Here is a 17,286-nt window from a genome sequence, read left to right on the forward strand (position 1 = left end):
ATGAAATGGCCGGGGCGGGCGATGGAGGGGGCGGGTGCCGGTGCAGCTGACCTATCCGACCGTCGACGAGGTGCACCGCACGGCCCGCCACCTCGCCGGGACCCACCCCGGCCTCTTCCGCCTGCGGGAGGTGGGGAGATCCCGAAGCGGGCGCCCGCTGCTCCTGCTGTCCGCCGGACACGGCACACGCGATGTGCTGACCGTCGCCGGGGCGCACGCCAACGAGCCCGTCGGCCCCGCCTCCGTACAAGCGCTCGCGCGGCAGTTCGCCGAGGACCCGCAGTGGCTCGAAGCGCTCGACTGCACCTGGCACCTGCTGCTCTGCCTCGACCCTGACGGAGCAGGCCTCCACGAGGGCCGCGAAGGGCCCTCGCTCCTCGACTACCACCTCGGCTTCCACCGCCCCAGCTTCCGCCGCCAGCCCGAGTTCCTGCCGGGTGCGGGGGACGACCGCCCGCCCATGCCCGAATCGCAGGCGCTGGTCCGGGTGCTCGACGAGCTGCGGCCCGAGCTCCAGTTCTCGCTGCACGGGATCGAAGTCGGCGGATCCTTCCTGCAGCTGACCGCCCCGATGCCCGGGGCGGCGCAGGCCTTCCGGGAGGTGGCGGCGGACCTGGACGTGCCGCTGGAGTACCGCCCCTTCGACGGGATCGACTGGCTCGTGGACAGTCCGGGCGTGCTCCAACTCCCCACGGACGGCGAGGACAAGGAGGAGATGGACCCCTCCGGCTTCCTCTCCGAGGCCACCTGGACCTACCCGGCCGGGCACGGCACCGTATCCCTCATCATCGAGGCCCCGATGTGGTCGGTGCGCGCGGTGAGCGACCCCACGCCGGTGCCGGACCCGGCGGGGGAACTGCACAAGGTGGCCGAGCTGCTGCTCGACCGCACCCGACAACTCTCCGACGCGCTCACCTCCGTACGGGCGTCCTCCTCGCCGCACGAGGCCGCCGCCCGCGAACTCCTCGAAGCGGCACCCGAGGTGGCCGTCACCTGGCAGGAGTACGCACCAGGCACCGCGGGCATCGCGGCCACGGCCGGGAACTGCGCCTCCCTGGGCATCGCCGCCCGCCGCATCCCGCTGCGCGCGGCGGCGATGATGCGCAGGGCGCTGCGCGCCGACGGCCAGGGCGAGGCGGCCCGGGACGTGGAGTGGCTGGTGCGGGCGTGGTGCGCGGAGACGGAGTCGGCGTTCCGGGCGCGGTGGGTGCCCGTCCGCGCCCAAGTGGCGTTGCAGACGCGCGTGATGAAGCGTGCGGTGACATGTGTCACAGAAGGGATTCGGTGAGCAGGAGCAACTGCCCCCCCATTCAGCGTTACGACCTCACGCTGCTGCGCGCAGGCACCGACCCGGGCGAGTCCGGGGACGCCAAGCCGGGCAAGCCCGGTGAGGCGGACGACCCGCGCAACGGCGCCGACGGCTCGGGCGACGGCAAGGGCGACAAGGAGAAGGACCAGGGCGGTGACGGGGACGGCAACGGAGGCGGCAACAACGACGCCTCGCCGCAGGGCGGCACGGACCGGAACACGGGCGGCAACCTCGCCTCGACCGGCGCGTCCACTTCACCCACCGCCCTCGCCCTGGGGGGTGCGAGCGCGCTGACCCTGGGCGCCGGTGCCGTGTACCTCGCGCGCCGCCGTAGGGCCACGGAGAACTGAGCCGCGGCCGCGACGACAGCTGGACGACAGCTGAACGAGACGGGAGGCTCCCCTCCGCACGGCAGGGGAGCCTCCCGTTCTCGTAGGCGACGGGTCTGCCTCCTCAAAACCCGTCCAGCGCTCCCGCCCGCCCCCCACCTGCCTCTGCCACGATCTCCTCCACCGTCTGCGCCGCCCGGACCAGCGCGAAGCGCGCGCCGCCGTCCGGGTCCGCCGCGTAGCCGTAGACGGCCGGCCGGGGCAGGGAGTTGTACGCGTAGTGGTGGGCGAAGTAGTACGCGCCCGTGTCGAGGGCGGCCGCCCAGTCGTCCTGTTCGAGCAGGGGCATCGGGTGGCCGGTGGCCAGGAGGTCGCCGGCGAAGCAGGCCGGGCCCGCCACGTCCTGGGGCACGTCCGGGCCCGTCTTGCGGCGGCCCTTCGGGTCGTACGCGGTGATCCGCAGCGGCCAGGAGTCGGGGGCGTAGACCGTGCGGGCCGCGATCTGGGCGCCCGCGTGGGTGACGGCCACGGGCCGTCCGCCCGCCGATTTGGCGTATTCGACGCGGGCGAGGACTGTGCCGTGCTTGGCGAGCAGCGAGCGGCCGAACTCCGTGACCAGGCCGTACGCGCCGCTGAACAGGCCGGGCACGCCGCGCCGCAGCTCCCGTACGAAGTCGTCGTACGTGGGTGCCTCCTCCTCCGAGACGAAGTTGACGGGGAGCCCGCCGCCGATGTCGAGGGTGTCGATCTGACGGCGTCCCACCCGGGTGTTGATCTCCTCCGCCAGGTCGTACAGCGCCCGGATGCCCTCGGTGTGCAGGGCGAGCGGGATGCCCTGGGAGCCGGAGTGGATGTGCAGGCGGGTCAGCCAGGGGCGGTCGAGATACGCCCGGACCAGCCAGTCGCGGGCGCCCTCGTCCCGTAGCGCCACCCCGAACTTCGAGGTGGCGGTCGCGGTGGACAGGGCCTCGATGGCGCCGCCGCCGGTCTGCGGGTTGACGCGGACGCCGATCGGGGACGTGGTCGGGGCGGAGCGGACGAGCGCGTCGATGCGGGTGAGTTCCTGCGGGTTGTCGGCGTTGACCGCGATGCCGAGCGCGAGGGCCTCGCGCAGTTCGGCGGCGGTTTTCGCGGGGGAGTCGAGGACGGTACGGCGCGGCCCGATCCCGGCCGCGCGGGCCAGCGCCAGCTCGCCGGGGCTCGCCACCTCGGCGCCCAGGCCCGCCTCGCGCAGCAGCCGCAGAACGGGCACGAGCGGGGTCGCCTTGACCGCGAAGGCATGCAGCACGGGGGCCTGCGTGGCCGCCGCGAAGGCCGAGATCAGCGAGGCGGCGGACCGGCGGATCCCGTCCACGTCCAGGAACGCGGCGATCGGGACGTCCGCGCCCACGAGCCCCTGCTCGACCGCGGCGCGCACCGCCGCGTCCCGCCGCTCCGCGCGAGCCGGTCCGTCGTCGTACGACTTCTCCCGTATCCCCATGTGGTCCAGACAACCACCGCCCGCCACGCCCCGCAGGACACGCGAGGGGATTGACTAGTTCTATTCAGATGGACAGGATGTGAATAGCTGCATGAAGTCGCATCACGTATCCGTACCCCTCACGAGGAGGCCCCCATGTCCGGACCCCGCCCAGTCCGCGCCCCCCGCGGCACCGAGCTGAGCGCCCTGGGATGGCAGCAGGAGGCCGCCCTGCGGATGCTGCAGAACAACCTCGACCCCGAGGTCGCCGAGCACCCGGACAAGCTGGTCGTCTACGGCGGCACGGGCAAGGCCGCCCGTGACTGGCGCTCCTTCGACGCGATGGTGCGCACGCTCAGGACGCTCAAGCAGGACGAGACGATGCTCGTCCAGTCGGGCCGCCCCGTAGGCGTGATGCAGACCCACGAGTGGGCGCCGCGCGTGCTTCTCGCGAACTCGAACCTCGTGGGCGACTGGGCGAACTGGGAGGAGTTCCGCCGCCTGGAGCAGCTCGGCCTGACCATGTACGGCCAGATGACGGCCGGCTCGTGGATCTACATCGGCACCCAGGGCATCCTCCAGGGCACCTACGAGACCTTCGCCGCCGTCGCCGCGAAGAAGTTCGGCGGCACCCTGGCCGGCACCATCACGCTGACCGCCGGACTCGGCGGCATGGGCGGCGCCCAGCCGCTCGCCGTCACCATGAACGACGGCGTCGCCCTCTGCATCGACTGCGACCCGCGCGCCATCGAGCGCCGCATCGAACACCGCTACCTGGACGTCAAGGCCGACAACCTCGCGCACGCCCTCCAACTCGCCACCGAGGCCCGCGACCAGCGCAAGCCGCTCTCCATCGGCCTGCTCGGCAACGCCGCCGAACTGCTCCCGCAGATGCTCGCCGAAGGCGCCCCCATCGACATCGTCACGGACCAGACCTCCGCGCACGACCCGCTCGCCTACCTCCCGCTCGGCGTCGACTTCGACGACATGGCCGACGCCGCCGCCAAGGACCCGGCGGGCTTCACCGCCCGCGCCCGCGCATCCATGGCCAAGCACGTGGAGGCCATGGTCGGCTTCATGGACGCGGGCGCCGAGGTCTTCGACTACGGCAACTCGATCCGCGGCGAGGCCCAGCTCGCCGGCTACGACCGCGCCTTCGCCTTCCCCGGGTTCGTCCCCGCGTACATCCGTCCGCTCTTCTGCGAGGGCAAGGGCCCCTTCCGCTGGGCCGCGCTGTCCGGCGAGGCGAGCGACATCCACAAGACCGACAAGGCGATCCTCGACCTCTTCCCCGAGAACGAGTCCCTGCACCGCTGGATCAAGATGGCCGGCGAACGCGTCCACTTCCAGGGCCTGCCCGCCCGCATCTGCTGGCTCGGCTACGGCGAACGCGACAAGGCCGGCGAGCGCTTCAACGACATGGTGGCCTCCGGCGAACTCCAGGCCCCGCTCGCGATCGGCCGCGACCACCTCGACTGCGGCTCGGTGGCCTCCCCGTACCGCGAGACCGAGGCCATGCTCGACGGCTCCGACGCCATCGCCGACTGGCCGCTGCTCAACGCCATGGTCAACGTGGCCTCCGGCGCCTCCTGGGTCTCCCTGCACCACGGCGGCGGCGTCGGCATGGGCCGCTCCATCCACGCGGGCCAGGTCTCGGTCGCCGACGGCACCAAACTGGCCGGCGAGAAGATCCGCCGCGTCCTCACCAACGACCCCGGCATGGGCGTCATCCGCCACGTCGACGCCGGATACGACATCGCGGAGACGGTCGCGGACGAGCGCGGCGTACGCGTCCCCATGCGCGAAACGAACGAAGGTGCTGAAACGGGCGAAGGTGCTGACGCGTGAGCTCCTCCTTCCATGAAATGTGGGCCGAACTCGCGCCCATCGGGCGCAACGCCGAATCCAAGGGATACCGGCGTTACGCCTGGACCGGCGCGGACGCCGAATGCCGCGCCTGGTTCCGGGCCCAGGCCGAGGCCCGCGGACTGACCTACGAGGTCGACCGCAACGGCAACCAGTGGGCCTGGCTCGGCGACCCGCAGGCCGGTGACGCCGTCGTCACCGGCTCCCACCTCGACTCGGTACCCGACGGCGGCGCCTTCGACGGCCCGCTCGGCGTCGTCAGCGCCTTCGCGGCCGTCGACGAACTCCGCCGCAGGGGAGCGGAGTTCACCAAGCCGATCGCGCTCACCAACTTCGGCGACGAGGAAGGCGCGCGCTTCGGGCTCGCCTGCGTGGGCTCCCGCCTCACCGCCGGGCAGCTCACCCGCGAGGCGGCGTACGAGCTGAAGGACGGCGACGGCGTCTCGCTGCCCGCCGCCATGGAAGCGGCGGGTTACGACCCCTCGGCCATCGGCCGCGACGACGAACGCCTCGCCCGGATCGGCGCGTACGTGGAACTCCACGTCGAACAGGGCCGCGCCCTGGACCTGTCCGGCGATCCCGTGGGCATCGCCAGCGCCATCTGGCCGCACGGCCGCTGGCGCTTCGACTTCCGCGGCGAGGCCAACCACGCTGGCACCACCCGGCTCGTCGACCGCCGCGACCCGATGCTGCCGTACGCCGAGACGGTGCTCGCGGCCCGCCGCGAGGCCGAACTCGCGGGCGCCGTCGCCACCTTCGGCAAGATCGCGGTCGAGCCCAACGGCGTCAACGCGATCCCCTCCCTCGTACGAGGCTGGCTCGACTCGCGCGCCCCCTCGCCCGACGACCTCGACCGCGCGGTCGCCGGGATCGAGAAGGCGGCCCGCGAACACGCCGAACGGCACGGGGTGGACCTGGACGTCGTCCGGGAGTCCTTCACACCGGTCATCGAGTTCGAGCACGCCCTGCGCGACGAACTCGTCCGCCTCCTGGGCGGTTCCGGCGGTTCCGGTGGATCCGGTGGATCCGTCCCCGTGCTCGGCACGGGCGCGGGACACGACGCGGGAATCCTCTCCTCGGTGATCCCGACGGCCATGCTGTTCGTACGCAACCCGACGGGCGTCTCGCACTCCCCGGCCGAATACGCGGCCGAGGACGACTGCGTGGCGGGCGTGCGGGCGCTGGCGGACGTACTGGAGGGGATGGCGTGTCGGTGACAGCGGGCGGATCGAGCACGGAAGGCGGCGCGGAGACGGCTCGTGGGCCCGTACCGGCGGGCGGGGCGGCGACCGTGTACTGGGCCGAACACGCCTGGCTCGACCCCATCGTGGAGTCCGGGGTCGTGATCGAGGTGCCGGCCGGCGGCGGCACGATCTCCGCCGTACGCACCGGAGTCGAAGCACCCCCACCGGGCGCCGTCGTGCTGCGCGGCCTCACCCTCCCCGGCCTGGCCAACGCCCACTCGCACGCCTTCCACCGGGCGCTGCGCGGAACGGTCCAGGTCGGCTCGGGCACCTTCTGGACCTGGCGCGAGGTCATGTACCAGGTCGCCTCCCGCCTCACCCCCGAGTCGTACTTCCGGCTCGCGCGGGCCGTGTACGCGGAGATGGCGCTCGCGGGTGTGACGGTGGTGGGCGAGTTCCACTACCTGCACCACGCGCCGGGCGGCCGCCCCTACGACGACCCCAACGCCATGGGCGAGGCGCTCATCGCTGCGGCCGCGGAAGCGGGCGTACGGCTCACGCTCCTCGACACGGCGTACCTGTCCTCGGGCTTCGGGGCCGCCCCCGACACCCACCAGCAGCGGTTCTCCGACGGCTCGGCGGAAGCATGGGCCGCGCGGGTCTCCGTGCTGAAACCGCGCGACGGCGTACGGCTCGGCGCGGCGATCCACTCCGTACGGGCCGTTCCCGCCGCGGAGCTGGGGACGGTGGCCGAGTGGGCGCGCACGCAGGAGGCGCCCCTGCACGTCCACCTCTCCGAACAGACCGCCGAGAACGAGGCCTGCCAGGCCACCCACGGCTGCACCCCGACGCGACTCCTCGCGGACCACGGCGTGCTCGGCCCGCACACCACCGGCGTCCACAACACCCACCTCACACCCGAGGACATCACCCTCCTCGGCACCTCCGGCACGGGCACCTGCATGTGCCCCACGACGGAACGCGACCTCGCCGACGGCATCGGCCCGGCCGCCGCCCTCCAGCAGGCGGGCTCACCCCTCTCCCTCGGCTCCGACTCCCACGCGGTCATCGACCTCTTCGAGGAGGCACGGGCGATGGAGCTGAACGAGCGGCTGCGGACGCGGACCCGTGGACACTGGACGGCCGCCGCGCTGCTGCGGGCGGCGTCCCCGACCGGCTACGAAGCCCTCGGCTGGCCGGGCGGGGGAGTCCTCGCCGCGGGCGCGCCCGCGGACTTCACGAGCGTGTCCCTGGACTCGGTCCGTACGGCCGGGCCCCTGCCGCGTCTTGCCGCCGAGACGGCGGTCTTCGCGGCAACGGCCGCGGATGTCCGCCACACGGTGACGGGCGGCCGCTTCGTGGTCCGCGACGGCACCCACGTCACGGTCCCGGACGTCGCGTCCGAACTGGCGGCCGCGGTGGCCGCGCTGCGCGCGTGACCTTCGAACCGCACGGAGCGCGCACGACCTTCGAACCGCACGGAGAGGGAAGCATGACGACCACCACGGTCATCACGAACATCACCAACCTCGTCACCAACGACCCCACCCTCGGCGAGGGCCCCCTGGGCCAGATCCGGAACGCCGCCGTCGTCCTCGACGGAGAAACCGTCGCCTGGGTCGGCCCGGCCGAAAAGGCCCCCGCCGCCGACACGGCATACGACGCGGACGGCCACGCGGCCATCCCCGGCTTCGTGGACTCCCACTCCCACCTTCTCTTCGCCGGCGACCGCACCCAGGAGTTCAACGCCCGCATGGAGGGCAGGCCCTACCAGGCGGGCGGCATCCGCACCACCGTCAAGGCCACCCGCGCCGCCACCGACGAGGACCTGGAGACCAACCTCGTCCGCCACCTCGCCGAGGCCCGCCGCCAGGGCACCACCACCTTCGAGACCAAGTCCGGCTACGGACTCAGCACCCACGACGAGGCCCGCGCCCTGCGCATCGCCCAGCGGCACACCGACGAGGTCACCTTCCTCGGCGCCCACATCGTCTCCCCGGACTACGCCGACGACCCGGCCGCCTACGTCGACCTCGTCACCGGCGAGATGCTCGATGCCTGCGCCCCGTACGCCCGCTGGGTCGACGTCTTCTGCGAGAAGGGCGCCTTCGACGGCGACCAGGCCCGCGCGATCCTCACCGCGGGCCAGTCGAAGGGCCTCCTGGCCCGCGTCCACGCCAACCAGCTCTCGTACGGCCCCGGCGTCCAACTCGCCGTCGAACTCGACGCGGCGAGCGCCGACCACTGCACCCACCTCACGGACGAGGACGTGGCAGCCCTCGCGGACGGCAACACCGTCGCGACCCTGCTGCCCGGCGCCGAGTTCTCCACCCGCGCCCAGTGGCCCGACGCCCGCCGCCTGCTCGACGCGGGCGCCACCGTCGCCCTCTCCACGGACTGCAACCCGGGCTCGTCGTACACGTCCTCCATGCCGTTCTGCATCGCCCTCGCCGTACGCGACATGGGCATGACCCCGGACGAGGCCCTGTGGTCCGCAACGGCCGGCGGCGCCCAGGCCCTCCGCCGCACCGACGTGGGCCGCGTATCCCCCGGCGCCCGCGCCGACCTGTCCCTCCTGGACGCCCCCAGCCACGTCCACCTGGCCTACCGGCCGGGAGTCCCCCTCGTCTCGGCCGTCTGGCAGCGGGGCCACCTGACACTCATCTAACTGCGGGCAGTCGCCCCACTACCCAGCTGTGGGCAGTCGTGCCCCTACCCAGCTGCAAACCACCGCAGCCGGGCCACCCCGCATCCACCACGAACGCCAGAGGCGCCTGCCGTAAAACGGCAGGCGCCTCCAAGAAACGAACGCTCACTCCTCGACAGTGAGCCCCTTCCGCAACCGCACCAGCGTCCGCGACAACAGCCGCGACACGTGCATCTGCGAAATCCCCAGTTCCTCGCCGATCTCGGACTGCGTCATGTTGGCCACGAAGCGCAGCGAGAGGATCTTGCGGTCGCGCGCGGGCAGTGAGGCGATCAGCGGCTTCAGGGACTCGACGTACTCGATGCCCTCGAGCCCGTGGTCCTCGTAGCCGATGCGGTCCGCGAGCGCGCCCTCGGAGTCGTCCTCCTCCGGCTGGGCGTCCAGCGAGCTCGCGGTGTACGCGTTGCTCGCGGCCATGCCCTCGACGACCTCTTCCTTGGCGATGCCGAGCCGCTCGGCCAGCTCGCCGACGGTGGGGGCCCGGTCCAGTTCCTGGGCGAGGGCGTCCCCGGCCTTGGCCAGGTCGAGCCGCAGCTCCTGCAGTCGGCGCGGCACGCGCACGGACCACGAGGTGTCGCGGAAGAAGCGCTTGATCTCTCCGACGATCGTCGGCATCGCGAACGTGGGGAACTCCACACCGCGGCTCAGCTCGAAGCGGTCGATCGCCTTGATCAGGCCGATGGTGCCGACCTGGATGATGTCCTCCATCGGTTCGCTGCGCGAGCGGAACCGGGATGCGGCGAACTTCACCAGAGCGAGGTTGAGCTCCACGAGCGTGTTGCGCACGTACGCGTACTCGTGGGTGCCTTCCTCGAGGGATTCGAGGCGGGCGAAGAGCGTCTTCGACAGGGCCCGGGCGTCCTGCGGGGCCACTTCGTCGTACGGCGGGATCTCGGGCAGACCCAGGAGGTCCGCGAGCTCCTCCGCGGTCACGTCCGGGGCGTCCGCGACGTCACCGTCGGTGATGTCGGCGCCCGCGGCGTGAGCATCCGCGACGTCGGCGTCCGCGGAGTCGGCGTCCGCGGCGCACGGGGCCGCCTCGGCGGCTGCCGCCTCGCGTGGAGCGGGCAGCTGAAGGTGGGGGGCGGTGTCGAACTGGTCCGGTGTGGGTTTCGACGTCGCATGATGGGTAGGCGATGCGTCGAGCCGGGGTGACATGGAAGTCCTCCATCGTTCTCGGCATATGGCTGCCGATGCCAATACGTGCGGTGCGGTGTGCGGCGCCTCCGAAGCCGGCCGTTGTGAACATGTCTCCTTCTAGGCTTACCCGCTTCCTACGCGACCCGGCAAGTTCGATTCCGTGTGAAATGTCCGATACCAGGAGGAACTTCGGCTACCGCGTGACGTGCCCGAAGGCGTATGTTCGAAGGGTTCACCCACCAGCTCGGGACGTAGCGGAAGAGGAGCGGCATGGACCGCGGCATGGTCGGCAGCGCACACAGGGGCCGGCTCCAGGTCGGAGTGCGGCGCGTGGGCGGCAGCGCCGTCTTCGCACCCGTGGGTGAGCTGGATCACCACACCGCGGATCTGTTGCGCAATCCCCTGGAACAGGCGGTCTCGCAGGGGGTGGCGCGTCTCGTCGTGGACTGTTCGCGGCTGGACTTCTGCGATTCCACCGGGCTCAACGTGCTGCTCGGTGCGCGCCTGAAGGCCGAGGCCGAGGGGGGCGGGGTGCATCTGGCCGCGATGCAGCCCGCGGTGGCCAGGGTCTTCGAGATCACCGGTGCGGGGGCTGTCTTCACCGTGCACGAAACGCTCGACGACGCGCTCATCGAGTGAGTCGAGCAGTCGTACTGCGACTGTTATCGGCAGTTGGCCCACTTGTGACCCGTACGTAATGGGCGTCACATTTTCCGTGGCCGGGAAACGGTGTTCGTCCGGAACGGGCGGGCAGGAGACGCATCGGAACCGCTCGATGCGGCCCACGAACAGAACAGCTGTGCGCGGGGTGTGAGGCCCCGCGGGAACTACGACTGGTGAATCGGTGAGGTGAAGCGCTGATGAGCACCACCCGGCCCCTCTCGCCGGGCGACCGCGGTCCGGAGTCCGGTGCCGCAGGACCGGACCCGGATGCCGCACCCGCCCGTGCCCAGGTGCGCCGGCTCAACCTCGAAGGCCAGAGCGGTGTCGTACCCCTCGCGCGCGACTTCACCCGGCAGACCCTCTACGAATGGGGCTGGCTGCCCGCCGCGACCGCCGAGCACCGCGCCGCCGCCGAGGACGTCCTGCTCGTCGTCTCCGAGCTGGTCACCAACGCCTGCCTGCACGCCGAGGGCGCGCGTGAGCTGTGGATCGGCTCCGACGGCAAGGTGCTGCGCCTGGAGGTCTCGGACCAGGGCGCGGGCAGTCCCGCTCCCCGTACTCCACACCGGGCGGGCCGCCCCGGCGGCCACGGCATGTTCATAGTCCAACGCCTCTGTCTCGACTGGGGTGTTGTCCGCACTCCCGGGGTCGCGGGCAAGACCGTCTGGGCCGAGCTCGCCTCTCCCGTATAGCGCCGTCCGGCCCCTCCTGCGGGCCAGGGCTCGCCTCTCCTGCGCTCCCCTTCACTCTCCTGCGCCGGACTCCACTCTCCTGCGCCCCCTCCACTCTCCTGCGCGGCCCGAACCGCCCCGCGCGAGGTGTCCCGCCCGCCTCGCCTGCAGGTGGAAGCGCGGTCACGGACCTCCTCCAAACCTCTTCGCTGTTTGTCTTCCCATGTCTTGGCACCGGGCGTACCTTGAGCGCCCAATCTGATGTGCCGTCAGTAACCTGCAGGGGTGCAGGACCCCGGGAAACGGCGGCCGCACTCCCGGCATGAGGGGAACTCGAGGTGTCGTACCAGAAAAGCGCCGCCGCGCTTCCAGGGCGTGTTTCGAGGGCCGCCCTGGCCGCGGCCCTGGCCGGCTCGGCGGTACTGATGGCCGCCCCCGCAGCGCACGCCACCGTGGTGGACGTCGACTACAAGTGCGAGACGCCGATCGGCCCGAAGGAGGCCGTCTCGCCCGTCGACATCAAGGCCGAGAAGAGCGGCAACGGGTACAAGCTCACGGTCACCTTCAACAAGGGCGTCTCCTCCAGCCCGGTCGCCCTCCCCAAGGGCGTGATGAAGCCCAGCATCGAGCTGAAACTCGGCGGTGCCGAGAGCGGCACCGTCAAGGCCACGGCGGGCGGCAATCCGGCGGAGATCCCGGCGAACACCCCCATCAAGATCCACCCGATGACGGGCACGTACACGCCGAAGGGGAGCGGCAAGGTCACCTTCACCGCGGGCACCCTGAACATCGAGGCGATGCAGACCAAGACCGTCTGCAAGGCGAGCAACAACCCCAAGCCGTCCCTCGAACTCGACGTCAAGGGCTCGGGCGGCGGCAGCGGCGGCGGATCCGGTGACGGCGGATCGAGCGGCGACAAGGCCTCCGCACCGGACGGCGGCAGCGAACTGCCGCAGACCGGCCCGGAGGACTCCGCGCTCGCCCTCGGCACGCTCGGTGCCACGGTGCTCCTGGTGGGCGCGGGCGGCGTGCTGTGGCTGACCCGGCGCGGGCAGACGGCACGGCGGTAGCACGAGTCGGTACGGCCATACGGATCGGTACGGCCGTACGGATCGGTATGGCCGTACGGACCGCTCAACGCGCCCGTGAAGCACAGCACTTGGAGCCGCCGATGCATCACGCCCACCGTCTCGCCGTCGTATGCCTGCTCGCCCTGACGGGACTCGTCGGCCTGCCCGCGGCGGGCGCGGCGGCGGACGAGGGCGACGGCTGGTCGCTCGCCCCGTCCTCCGGCAGCGGCGGCCGCGCCGCCGGGGACGGGCGGCCCGCCTTCTACATGGAGGGCGGGCCGGGCACCGTCCTCCAGGACACCGTCACCGTGACCAACCCGGACAGCAAGCCGCTCACGGTGAGACTGCGCGCCGCCGAGGCCTACAACGAGGAGGACGGCTCCTTCGCGGTGGGGGAATCGCGGGACGGCAGGGGGCCGCAGAGCTGGCTGAGCCTCGCCGACGACGAGGTGCGGATCCCGCCGCGCACCCGCGCCGAGATCCCGTTCACGGTCGCGGTCCCGGGCGGCGCGACGCCCGGCGACCATCCCGCCGCGCTCATTGCCGAGGCGGCCGGACGCAAGGCGGGGGTGCGGGTGCATCTGCGGGTCAGCGGCCCGTCCCTGTCGGCCGTCACCGTCGAGGACGTGACGATCGACGGCGACTCGATCTCGTACGCCCTGGTCAACCGCGGCAATACGGTGCTCACGCCGAAGCTCGCCGTACACGCCGAAGGCCTCTTCGGCGAGGTGCTCGACCGGGCCGCGCGCCCGCTGGACGTGGAGCTGCTGCCCGGCCGCAAGGTGAGCCTCCGCGAGCCCTGGAGCGAGCGCCCCGCCTTCGACGCCGTACGGGTCGAGCTCACCGTCTCCGCAGAGGGAGCCGCGCAGGACAGTGCGGGGGCCGACATACGCCTCGTGCCGTGGACGGGCGTGCTCGGCGGCGCCGCCCTGGCCGCGGGCTGCACGGCCCTCGCCGTCTTCACCGTACGGCGCAGGCGCGCCATCGCCGGGTTCGCCGCGGAGCTCCAGCAGCCCGAAGAACGGCCGGTGCCGGTGCCGGTGCCCGTGAGCGCGGGAGCGGGCGTGTCCGGGAATCGCGGGGATTCCGCGGGTTCCGCAGATTCCGCAGATTCCGCACAGCAGGGTCCACAGGGACGGGGGAAGTGAAGTGAACGTCGACCACCACACACGCCCTGGGCGGCTGCGCCCGTGGGTGGGCGTGCTCCTCGCGGCCCTGGCGTTCGCCATGCTCCCCCCGCACAGCGCCGGTGCCGCCGAGAAGCCGACCGTGAGCGTCGACAAGAAGGAGGCGGGCAAGGGCGGTGACGTCACCGTCAGCGGCGAGGGCTGGGAGCCCGGCGCGCTCGTGATGATCCTCATCTGCGGCCAGAACATGATCGGCGGCACCAACGCCTGCGCCAACCCCGAGGGCGTCGCCCTCAACGCCGACGGCCAGGGCGCCTTCAAACGGAAGATCCCGGTCGCCGAACCGCCCAAGGCCTGCCCCTGTGTCATCAACGTGTCCACCGTGACCGGCGAGCGGGCCGACGCCCAGGTGCCGTTCAAGGTCGCCGGGCACCCGGTCAAGGCGCTGCCCGAGCAGACGGACGGCGGCAGGCTCGCCGTGCTCGCCGCCGCCCGGCTCGAAGGAGACAGCGGCCTCCTCAACTGGTTCGGCGCCCCGCAGAGCCGCAGACTCGTCGTCACCATGGGCAATCTGGGCTCGGCCCCGGTCAAGGACCCCCTCTTCAAGGTCGGCACCTCGCACGGCGTCCTCGCGCCGCAGTGGGAGGAGCAGCAGTGGAAGGGCACCATCGAACCCGGCAAGAAGGCCCGGGTGGAGCTCTCCGTCCAGCTCGGCGCCGGCGCGCACGGCGACTATCGCGTCTCCCTGCAGTACGGCGACAAGGTGCTCGTCGAACAGCCCTGGGACGTGCCGCGGCCCTGGGGCGTGACGCTGTTCTGGATCCTGCTCTGCATCGTCGTACCGGCCGCCGTGTTCCGTATCGGCATGGCCGTCGTCGACCGCGTACGCCCGCGACGCAAGGGCAACAAGCCGCGGTGGCTCGCGGATGTCACCGCGAAGCTGCCGAAGGTCGGTCCGTTCGGCGGCGGCGACCGGACGCAGCCGCGCGCCCCGCGGCGCCCCCGGGCCGAGCCGGACACCCCGGTCTCCGTCCCCGCACAGAACTCCGCGGCGACCTCGAACGGGAGCGGATCCACCGCCACCCTGCCGTGGTTCACCCCGGACACCGCGCCGGCCCCACCGGCACAGCACTCCGCACCGCAATCCGTACAGCACTCCGCACCGCAATCCGTACAGCACTCCGCACCGCAAGAGAACCGCCCCGATCCCACAGACAACAGCCCCGGTGTCACCGGGGCATCCGAGAGGAAGGGCACCACGTGAGAACTCAACGGAGAGTGAGCGCGCTGGGCGTCGCGCTCATGCTCGGCGGCGCGGGAATCCTGCTGACCGCAGCGCCCGCGCAGGCGGCCGAGGTCAGCTGGAAGACCAAGTGCACGCCCAGCATGGGCTCGGACCCGATCGAGGGCACCACCATCGCCGACATCACGGCCCCGGCCGAGGCGAAGGTCGGCGACGAGATCGAGGTGGTCTGGAAGTTCACCGAGGCCGCGTCGAAGAACCCCGACATCATCGCCCTGCCCGAGAACTCGCTCAAGCCGACCGGCGTCCTCAAGGCGGCCGGCGCGCAGACGGCGGACATCGCGATGGAGGGGCCGCGGGAGAACCCGCCGATCCCCAAGGGCGGCGACATGGAACTCGCCGACATGAAGGGGACGTTCAAGTTGACGGCCGCCGGCGAGGTCACCCTCACGCCGGGCGACTACAACATCAACGCCAAGGTATTGGGCATGAGCGTGGACACCGAGTGCGTTCCGCTGGAGGGCCCGCCCGTCGCGGTCACCATCGACGTGACCGACGGGAGCGGCGGCTCCGGCGGCACCACGACCTCGGGCGGCTCACAGGGCGGCACCACGACCTCGGGCGGCACCACGGCATCCGGTGGTACCACGACGTCCGGTGGGACCACGACCGCCGGTGGGACGACGACCACCGGCGGCGACAGCGGGGGCGACAGCGGGGGAGCCGACCCGGGCGAGACCGACTTCCCGGGCAAGGAGGTCGCCACGACCTTCGAGTGCACCTCGCCGGGACCGGCGAAGATCGAGGGCTCGGCGACCATCGACGCCAAGAAGAACGGCGAGAACTACGACCTCACCGTCACCACCGGCGAGGGCGTGATGGACAGCCCGGCCGCACTGCCCGCCGGAGCGATGAAGTCGTCCATGCAGGTCAAGGTGGGTGGCGACGACAAGGGCGCGGTCAAGGTCGAGGGCGCCCCCAACCCGGAGCCGATCGAGGCCGGGGACCCGGTGTCCCTGGAGCCCATGAAGGGCACGTACAAGCCGGGCGCGGAGGGCAAGGCCGAACTCAGCCCCGGTGACCTGACGATCAGCGTCACGCTGGCGGCCGGCTCTGACCCGATCGTCATCCCGTGCAAGGCGACGAAGACCTCCGTCTCCCTGATGCTCGACGTCACCGACCAGGGCGGCGTGGCCGGCGGCTCCACCGCCGCGGGCGGCGCGGCGGGCGGCTCCCCGGCGAGTGGCGGCGGCCTCGCCGACACCGGCTCCTCGGACGACGGCGCCCTGCGCGCCCTCGCCCTGGTCGCCGGCACGGTGATCCTGCTCGGCGGCGCGGTCTTCACGTTCATGCCGCGGCGGCGCACGCAGTAGGTGCTTCACGGGCCGGGCACCCCTCCGCAGCGAGGGGTGCCCGGCCCTCGTATGTCTTCCGAAGTCTTCCGAAGTCTTCCGATGCCCTCCGGCGCCTTCCGACGCCCTCCGGACATCTCGAAAATAGTAGCCATGGCGATAGTAGCCATGTAATCTATCGCTCATGGGTAAAGCTTCGCCGGGCCCCACGCCCGGTTTCCTCGTATGGCGGCTCGCCAACAAGTGGCGCGTCGCGGTCGACCGCGCGGTGGCCCCGCTGGGCCTCACGCACGCGCAGTACGCGCTGGTCGCCTCGCTGTACGGCATGCAGCGCACCGGCGAGCGGCCCAGTCAGCGGCGGCTCGCCGACCACACCGGCCTGGAGGCGCTGTACGTCTCGAAACTGGCCCGCGCCCTGGAGGCGTCCGGCCTGATCGAGCGCACCCGCGACCCCCGCGACCCGCGTGCCGTGCAGCTTTCCCTCACCGAGCAGGGCGAGGCCGTCACGCGGCAGGCCATCGAGGCGGTCCAGGAACTGCTCCAGCGGCTCCTGGAGCCGCTCGGCGGCCTCGACGCCGCCCGGACGCGCGCATTCACCGACGAGCTGACGACCCTGCTCGACGTACCTCTCGCACCTTCCGTACCGAACAACGAGAAGACTCAGGAGACGGCACCATGACCATGACACCCGCCACCACGCCCACCGCCGCATCCGCCACCGGCCCCCACGCCGACGCCCGGGCCCTCGGCCTGGCCCACTACGCCGCCCGCGGTGTCCTGGAGCGCGTCCTGGCCGGGCACGGCATCACCTTCCAGGAGCAGATCGCCCTGCGTGCCGCCCTCACCGCCGGGACCCCGCAGACGCGGGATGCGCTCGTCGCCCAGGTCCAGGGCTTTCTCAAGGCCGATCCGGCCGGTATCCGTACCGTTCTCGACGCACTCCTTGCCAAGCGGTTGCTCGCCGAAGAGGGCACATATCTTCGCCCCACGGATGCGGGGCGCGAGCTGCTCGCCGCCGTCGCGGCGGAAACGGCCCCCGTCTCCGCCCGCATCTGGGGCGGCATCCCCGCCGAGGACCTCGCCGCCGCGGGACGCGTCCTCACCCTGGTCGCGGAGCGCGCCAACGCGGAACTGGCGGCGCGAGCCTGACAAGTCCGCAAGCGGGC

At 72.1% G+C, this 17,286-nt stretch carries 16 protein-coding genes; 14 read left to right on the top strand and 2 right to left on the bottom strand.

The genetic code is table 11. The annotated features are described in order from the left end of the window. Positions 1-34 precede the first annotated feature (34 nt). Together ACLF6P_RS23280 and ACLF6P_RS23285 are read left to right on the top strand one after the other, a co-directional pair. Positions 35-1,288 (top strand): M14 family zinc carboxypeptidase, encoded by a 1,254-nt coding sequence (locus ACLF6P_RS23280; protein WP_415952594.1) that lies wholly within the window; start codon positions 35-37, stop codon positions 1,286-1,288. Next, positions 1,285-1,659: an LPXTG cell wall anchor domain-containing protein gene (locus tag ACLF6P_RS23285; protein ID WP_415952595.1), complete on the top strand. Its 375-nt coding sequence runs from the start codon at positions 1,285-1,287 to the stop codon at positions 1,657-1,659. Before ACLF6P_RS23280 ends, ACLF6P_RS23285 begins: the two co-directional genes overlap by 4 nt. Positions 1,660-1,762: 103 nt before the next feature. On the opposite strand, the gene ACLF6P_RS23290 is transcribed toward ACLF6P_RS23285, so the two are convergent. Beyond that, positions 1,763-3,118, bottom strand: coding sequence for a type III PLP-dependent enzyme domain-containing protein (locus ACLF6P_RS23290; protein WP_415952596.1), 1,356 nt, complete (start codon positions 3,116-3,118; stop codon positions 1,763-1,765). A gap of 135 nt (positions 3,119-3,253) precedes the next feature. Here ACLF6P_RS23290 and hutU point away from each other — a divergent pair, with 135 nt between their 5' ends. The 4 genes from hutU (at position 3,254) to hutI (ending at position 8,815) form a co-directional block, all read left to right on the top strand. Continuing rightward, the gene (gene hutU / locus ACLF6P_RS23295) at positions 3,254-4,945 is read left to right on the top strand and encodes a urocanate hydratase (RefSeq protein WP_415952597.1); all 1,692 of its coding nucleotides are present in this window, start codon (positions 3,254-3,256) and stop codon (positions 4,943-4,945) included. A 17-nt stretch (positions 4,946-4,962) separates the two neighbouring features. Then, positions 4,963-6,180 (top strand): allantoate amidohydrolase, encoded by a 1,218-nt coding sequence (locus tag ACLF6P_RS23300; protein ID WP_415952671.1) that lies wholly within the window; start codon positions 4,963-4,965, stop codon positions 6,178-6,180. Between the two features lie 74 nt (positions 6,181-6,254). Beyond that, positions 6,255-7,586, top strand: a complete 1,332-nt coding sequence (locus tag ACLF6P_RS23305; RefSeq protein WP_415952673.1) for a formimidoylglutamate deiminase — start codon at positions 6,255-6,257, stop codon at positions 7,584-7,586. A gap of 53 nt (positions 7,587-7,639) precedes the next feature. After that, positions 7,640-8,815, top strand: coding sequence for an imidazolonepropionase (hutI, locus tag ACLF6P_RS23310; RefSeq protein ID WP_415952598.1), 1,176 nt, complete (start codon positions 7,640-7,642; stop codon positions 8,813-8,815). Between the two features lie 144 nt (positions 8,816-8,959). Here hutI and ACLF6P_RS23315 read toward each other — a convergent pair whose 3' ends face one another. Further along, a complete protein-coding gene (locus tag ACLF6P_RS23315; RefSeq protein WP_415952599.1) occupies positions 8,960-10,012 on the bottom strand; it encodes an RNA polymerase sigma factor SigF in 1,053 nt (350 codons plus the stop codon). 252 nt (positions 10,013-10,264) lie between these two features. On the opposite strand from ACLF6P_RS23315, the gene ACLF6P_RS23320 reads away from it, so the two are divergent. The 8 genes from ACLF6P_RS23320 (at position 10,265) to ACLF6P_RS23355 (ending at position 17,269) form a co-directional block, all read left to right on the top strand. After that, on the top strand, positions 10,265-10,633 hold the full coding sequence (locus ACLF6P_RS23320; protein ID WP_415952600.1) for an STAS domain-containing protein: 369 nt from the start codon (positions 10,265-10,267) through the stop codon (positions 10,631-10,633). A 221-nt stretch (positions 10,634-10,854) separates the two neighbouring features. Further along, entirely contained in the window at positions 10,855-11,349 is a 495-nt protein-coding gene (locus ACLF6P_RS23325; RefSeq protein ID WP_415952601.1) for an ATP-binding protein, read from the top strand. A 317-nt stretch (positions 11,350-11,666) separates the two neighbouring features. After that, positions 11,667-12,398: an LPXTG cell wall anchor domain-containing protein gene (locus ACLF6P_RS23330; protein WP_415952602.1), complete on the top strand. Its 732-nt coding sequence runs from the start codon at positions 11,667-11,669 to the stop codon at positions 12,396-12,398. A 101-nt stretch (positions 12,399-12,499) separates the two neighbouring features. Next, on the top strand, positions 12,500-13,546 hold the full coding sequence (locus tag ACLF6P_RS23335) for a COG1470 family protein (protein WP_415952603.1): 1,047 nt from the start codon (positions 12,500-12,502) through the stop codon (positions 13,544-13,546). A 79-nt stretch (positions 13,547-13,625) separates the two neighbouring features. Beyond that, positions 13,626-14,789 (top strand): hypothetical protein, encoded by a 1,164-nt coding sequence (locus ACLF6P_RS23340; RefSeq protein WP_415952675.1) that lies wholly within the window; start codon positions 13,626-13,628, stop codon positions 14,787-14,789. Further along, complete coding sequence (locus tag ACLF6P_RS23345) at positions 14,786-16,141, top strand: hypothetical protein (RefSeq protein ID WP_415952604.1); 1,356 nt, start codon at positions 14,786-14,788, stop codon at positions 16,139-16,141. Before ACLF6P_RS23340 ends, ACLF6P_RS23345 begins: the two co-directional genes overlap by 4 nt. 163 nt (positions 16,142-16,304) lie before the next feature. Next, positions 16,305-16,799 carry a MarR family winged helix-turn-helix transcriptional regulator gene (locus tag ACLF6P_RS23350; protein ID WP_415952605.1) on the top strand — a complete coding sequence of 165 codons (495 nt, stop codon included), beginning with the start codon at positions 16,305-16,307 and terminating at the stop codon, positions 16,797-16,799. Next, positions 16,796-17,269: a MarR family transcriptional regulator gene (locus tag ACLF6P_RS23355; protein WP_415952606.1), complete on the top strand. Its 474-nt coding sequence runs from the start codon at positions 16,796-16,798 to the stop codon at positions 17,267-17,269. The genes ACLF6P_RS23350 and ACLF6P_RS23355 overlap by 4 nt, the downstream gene beginning before the upstream one ends. Positions 17,270-17,286 lie beyond the last annotated feature (17 nt).

This window comes from Streptomyces lothianensis (genome assembly GCF_047779955.1).
Lineage (GTDB): Bacteria > Actinomycetota > Actinomycetes > Streptomycetales > Streptomycetaceae > Streptomyces.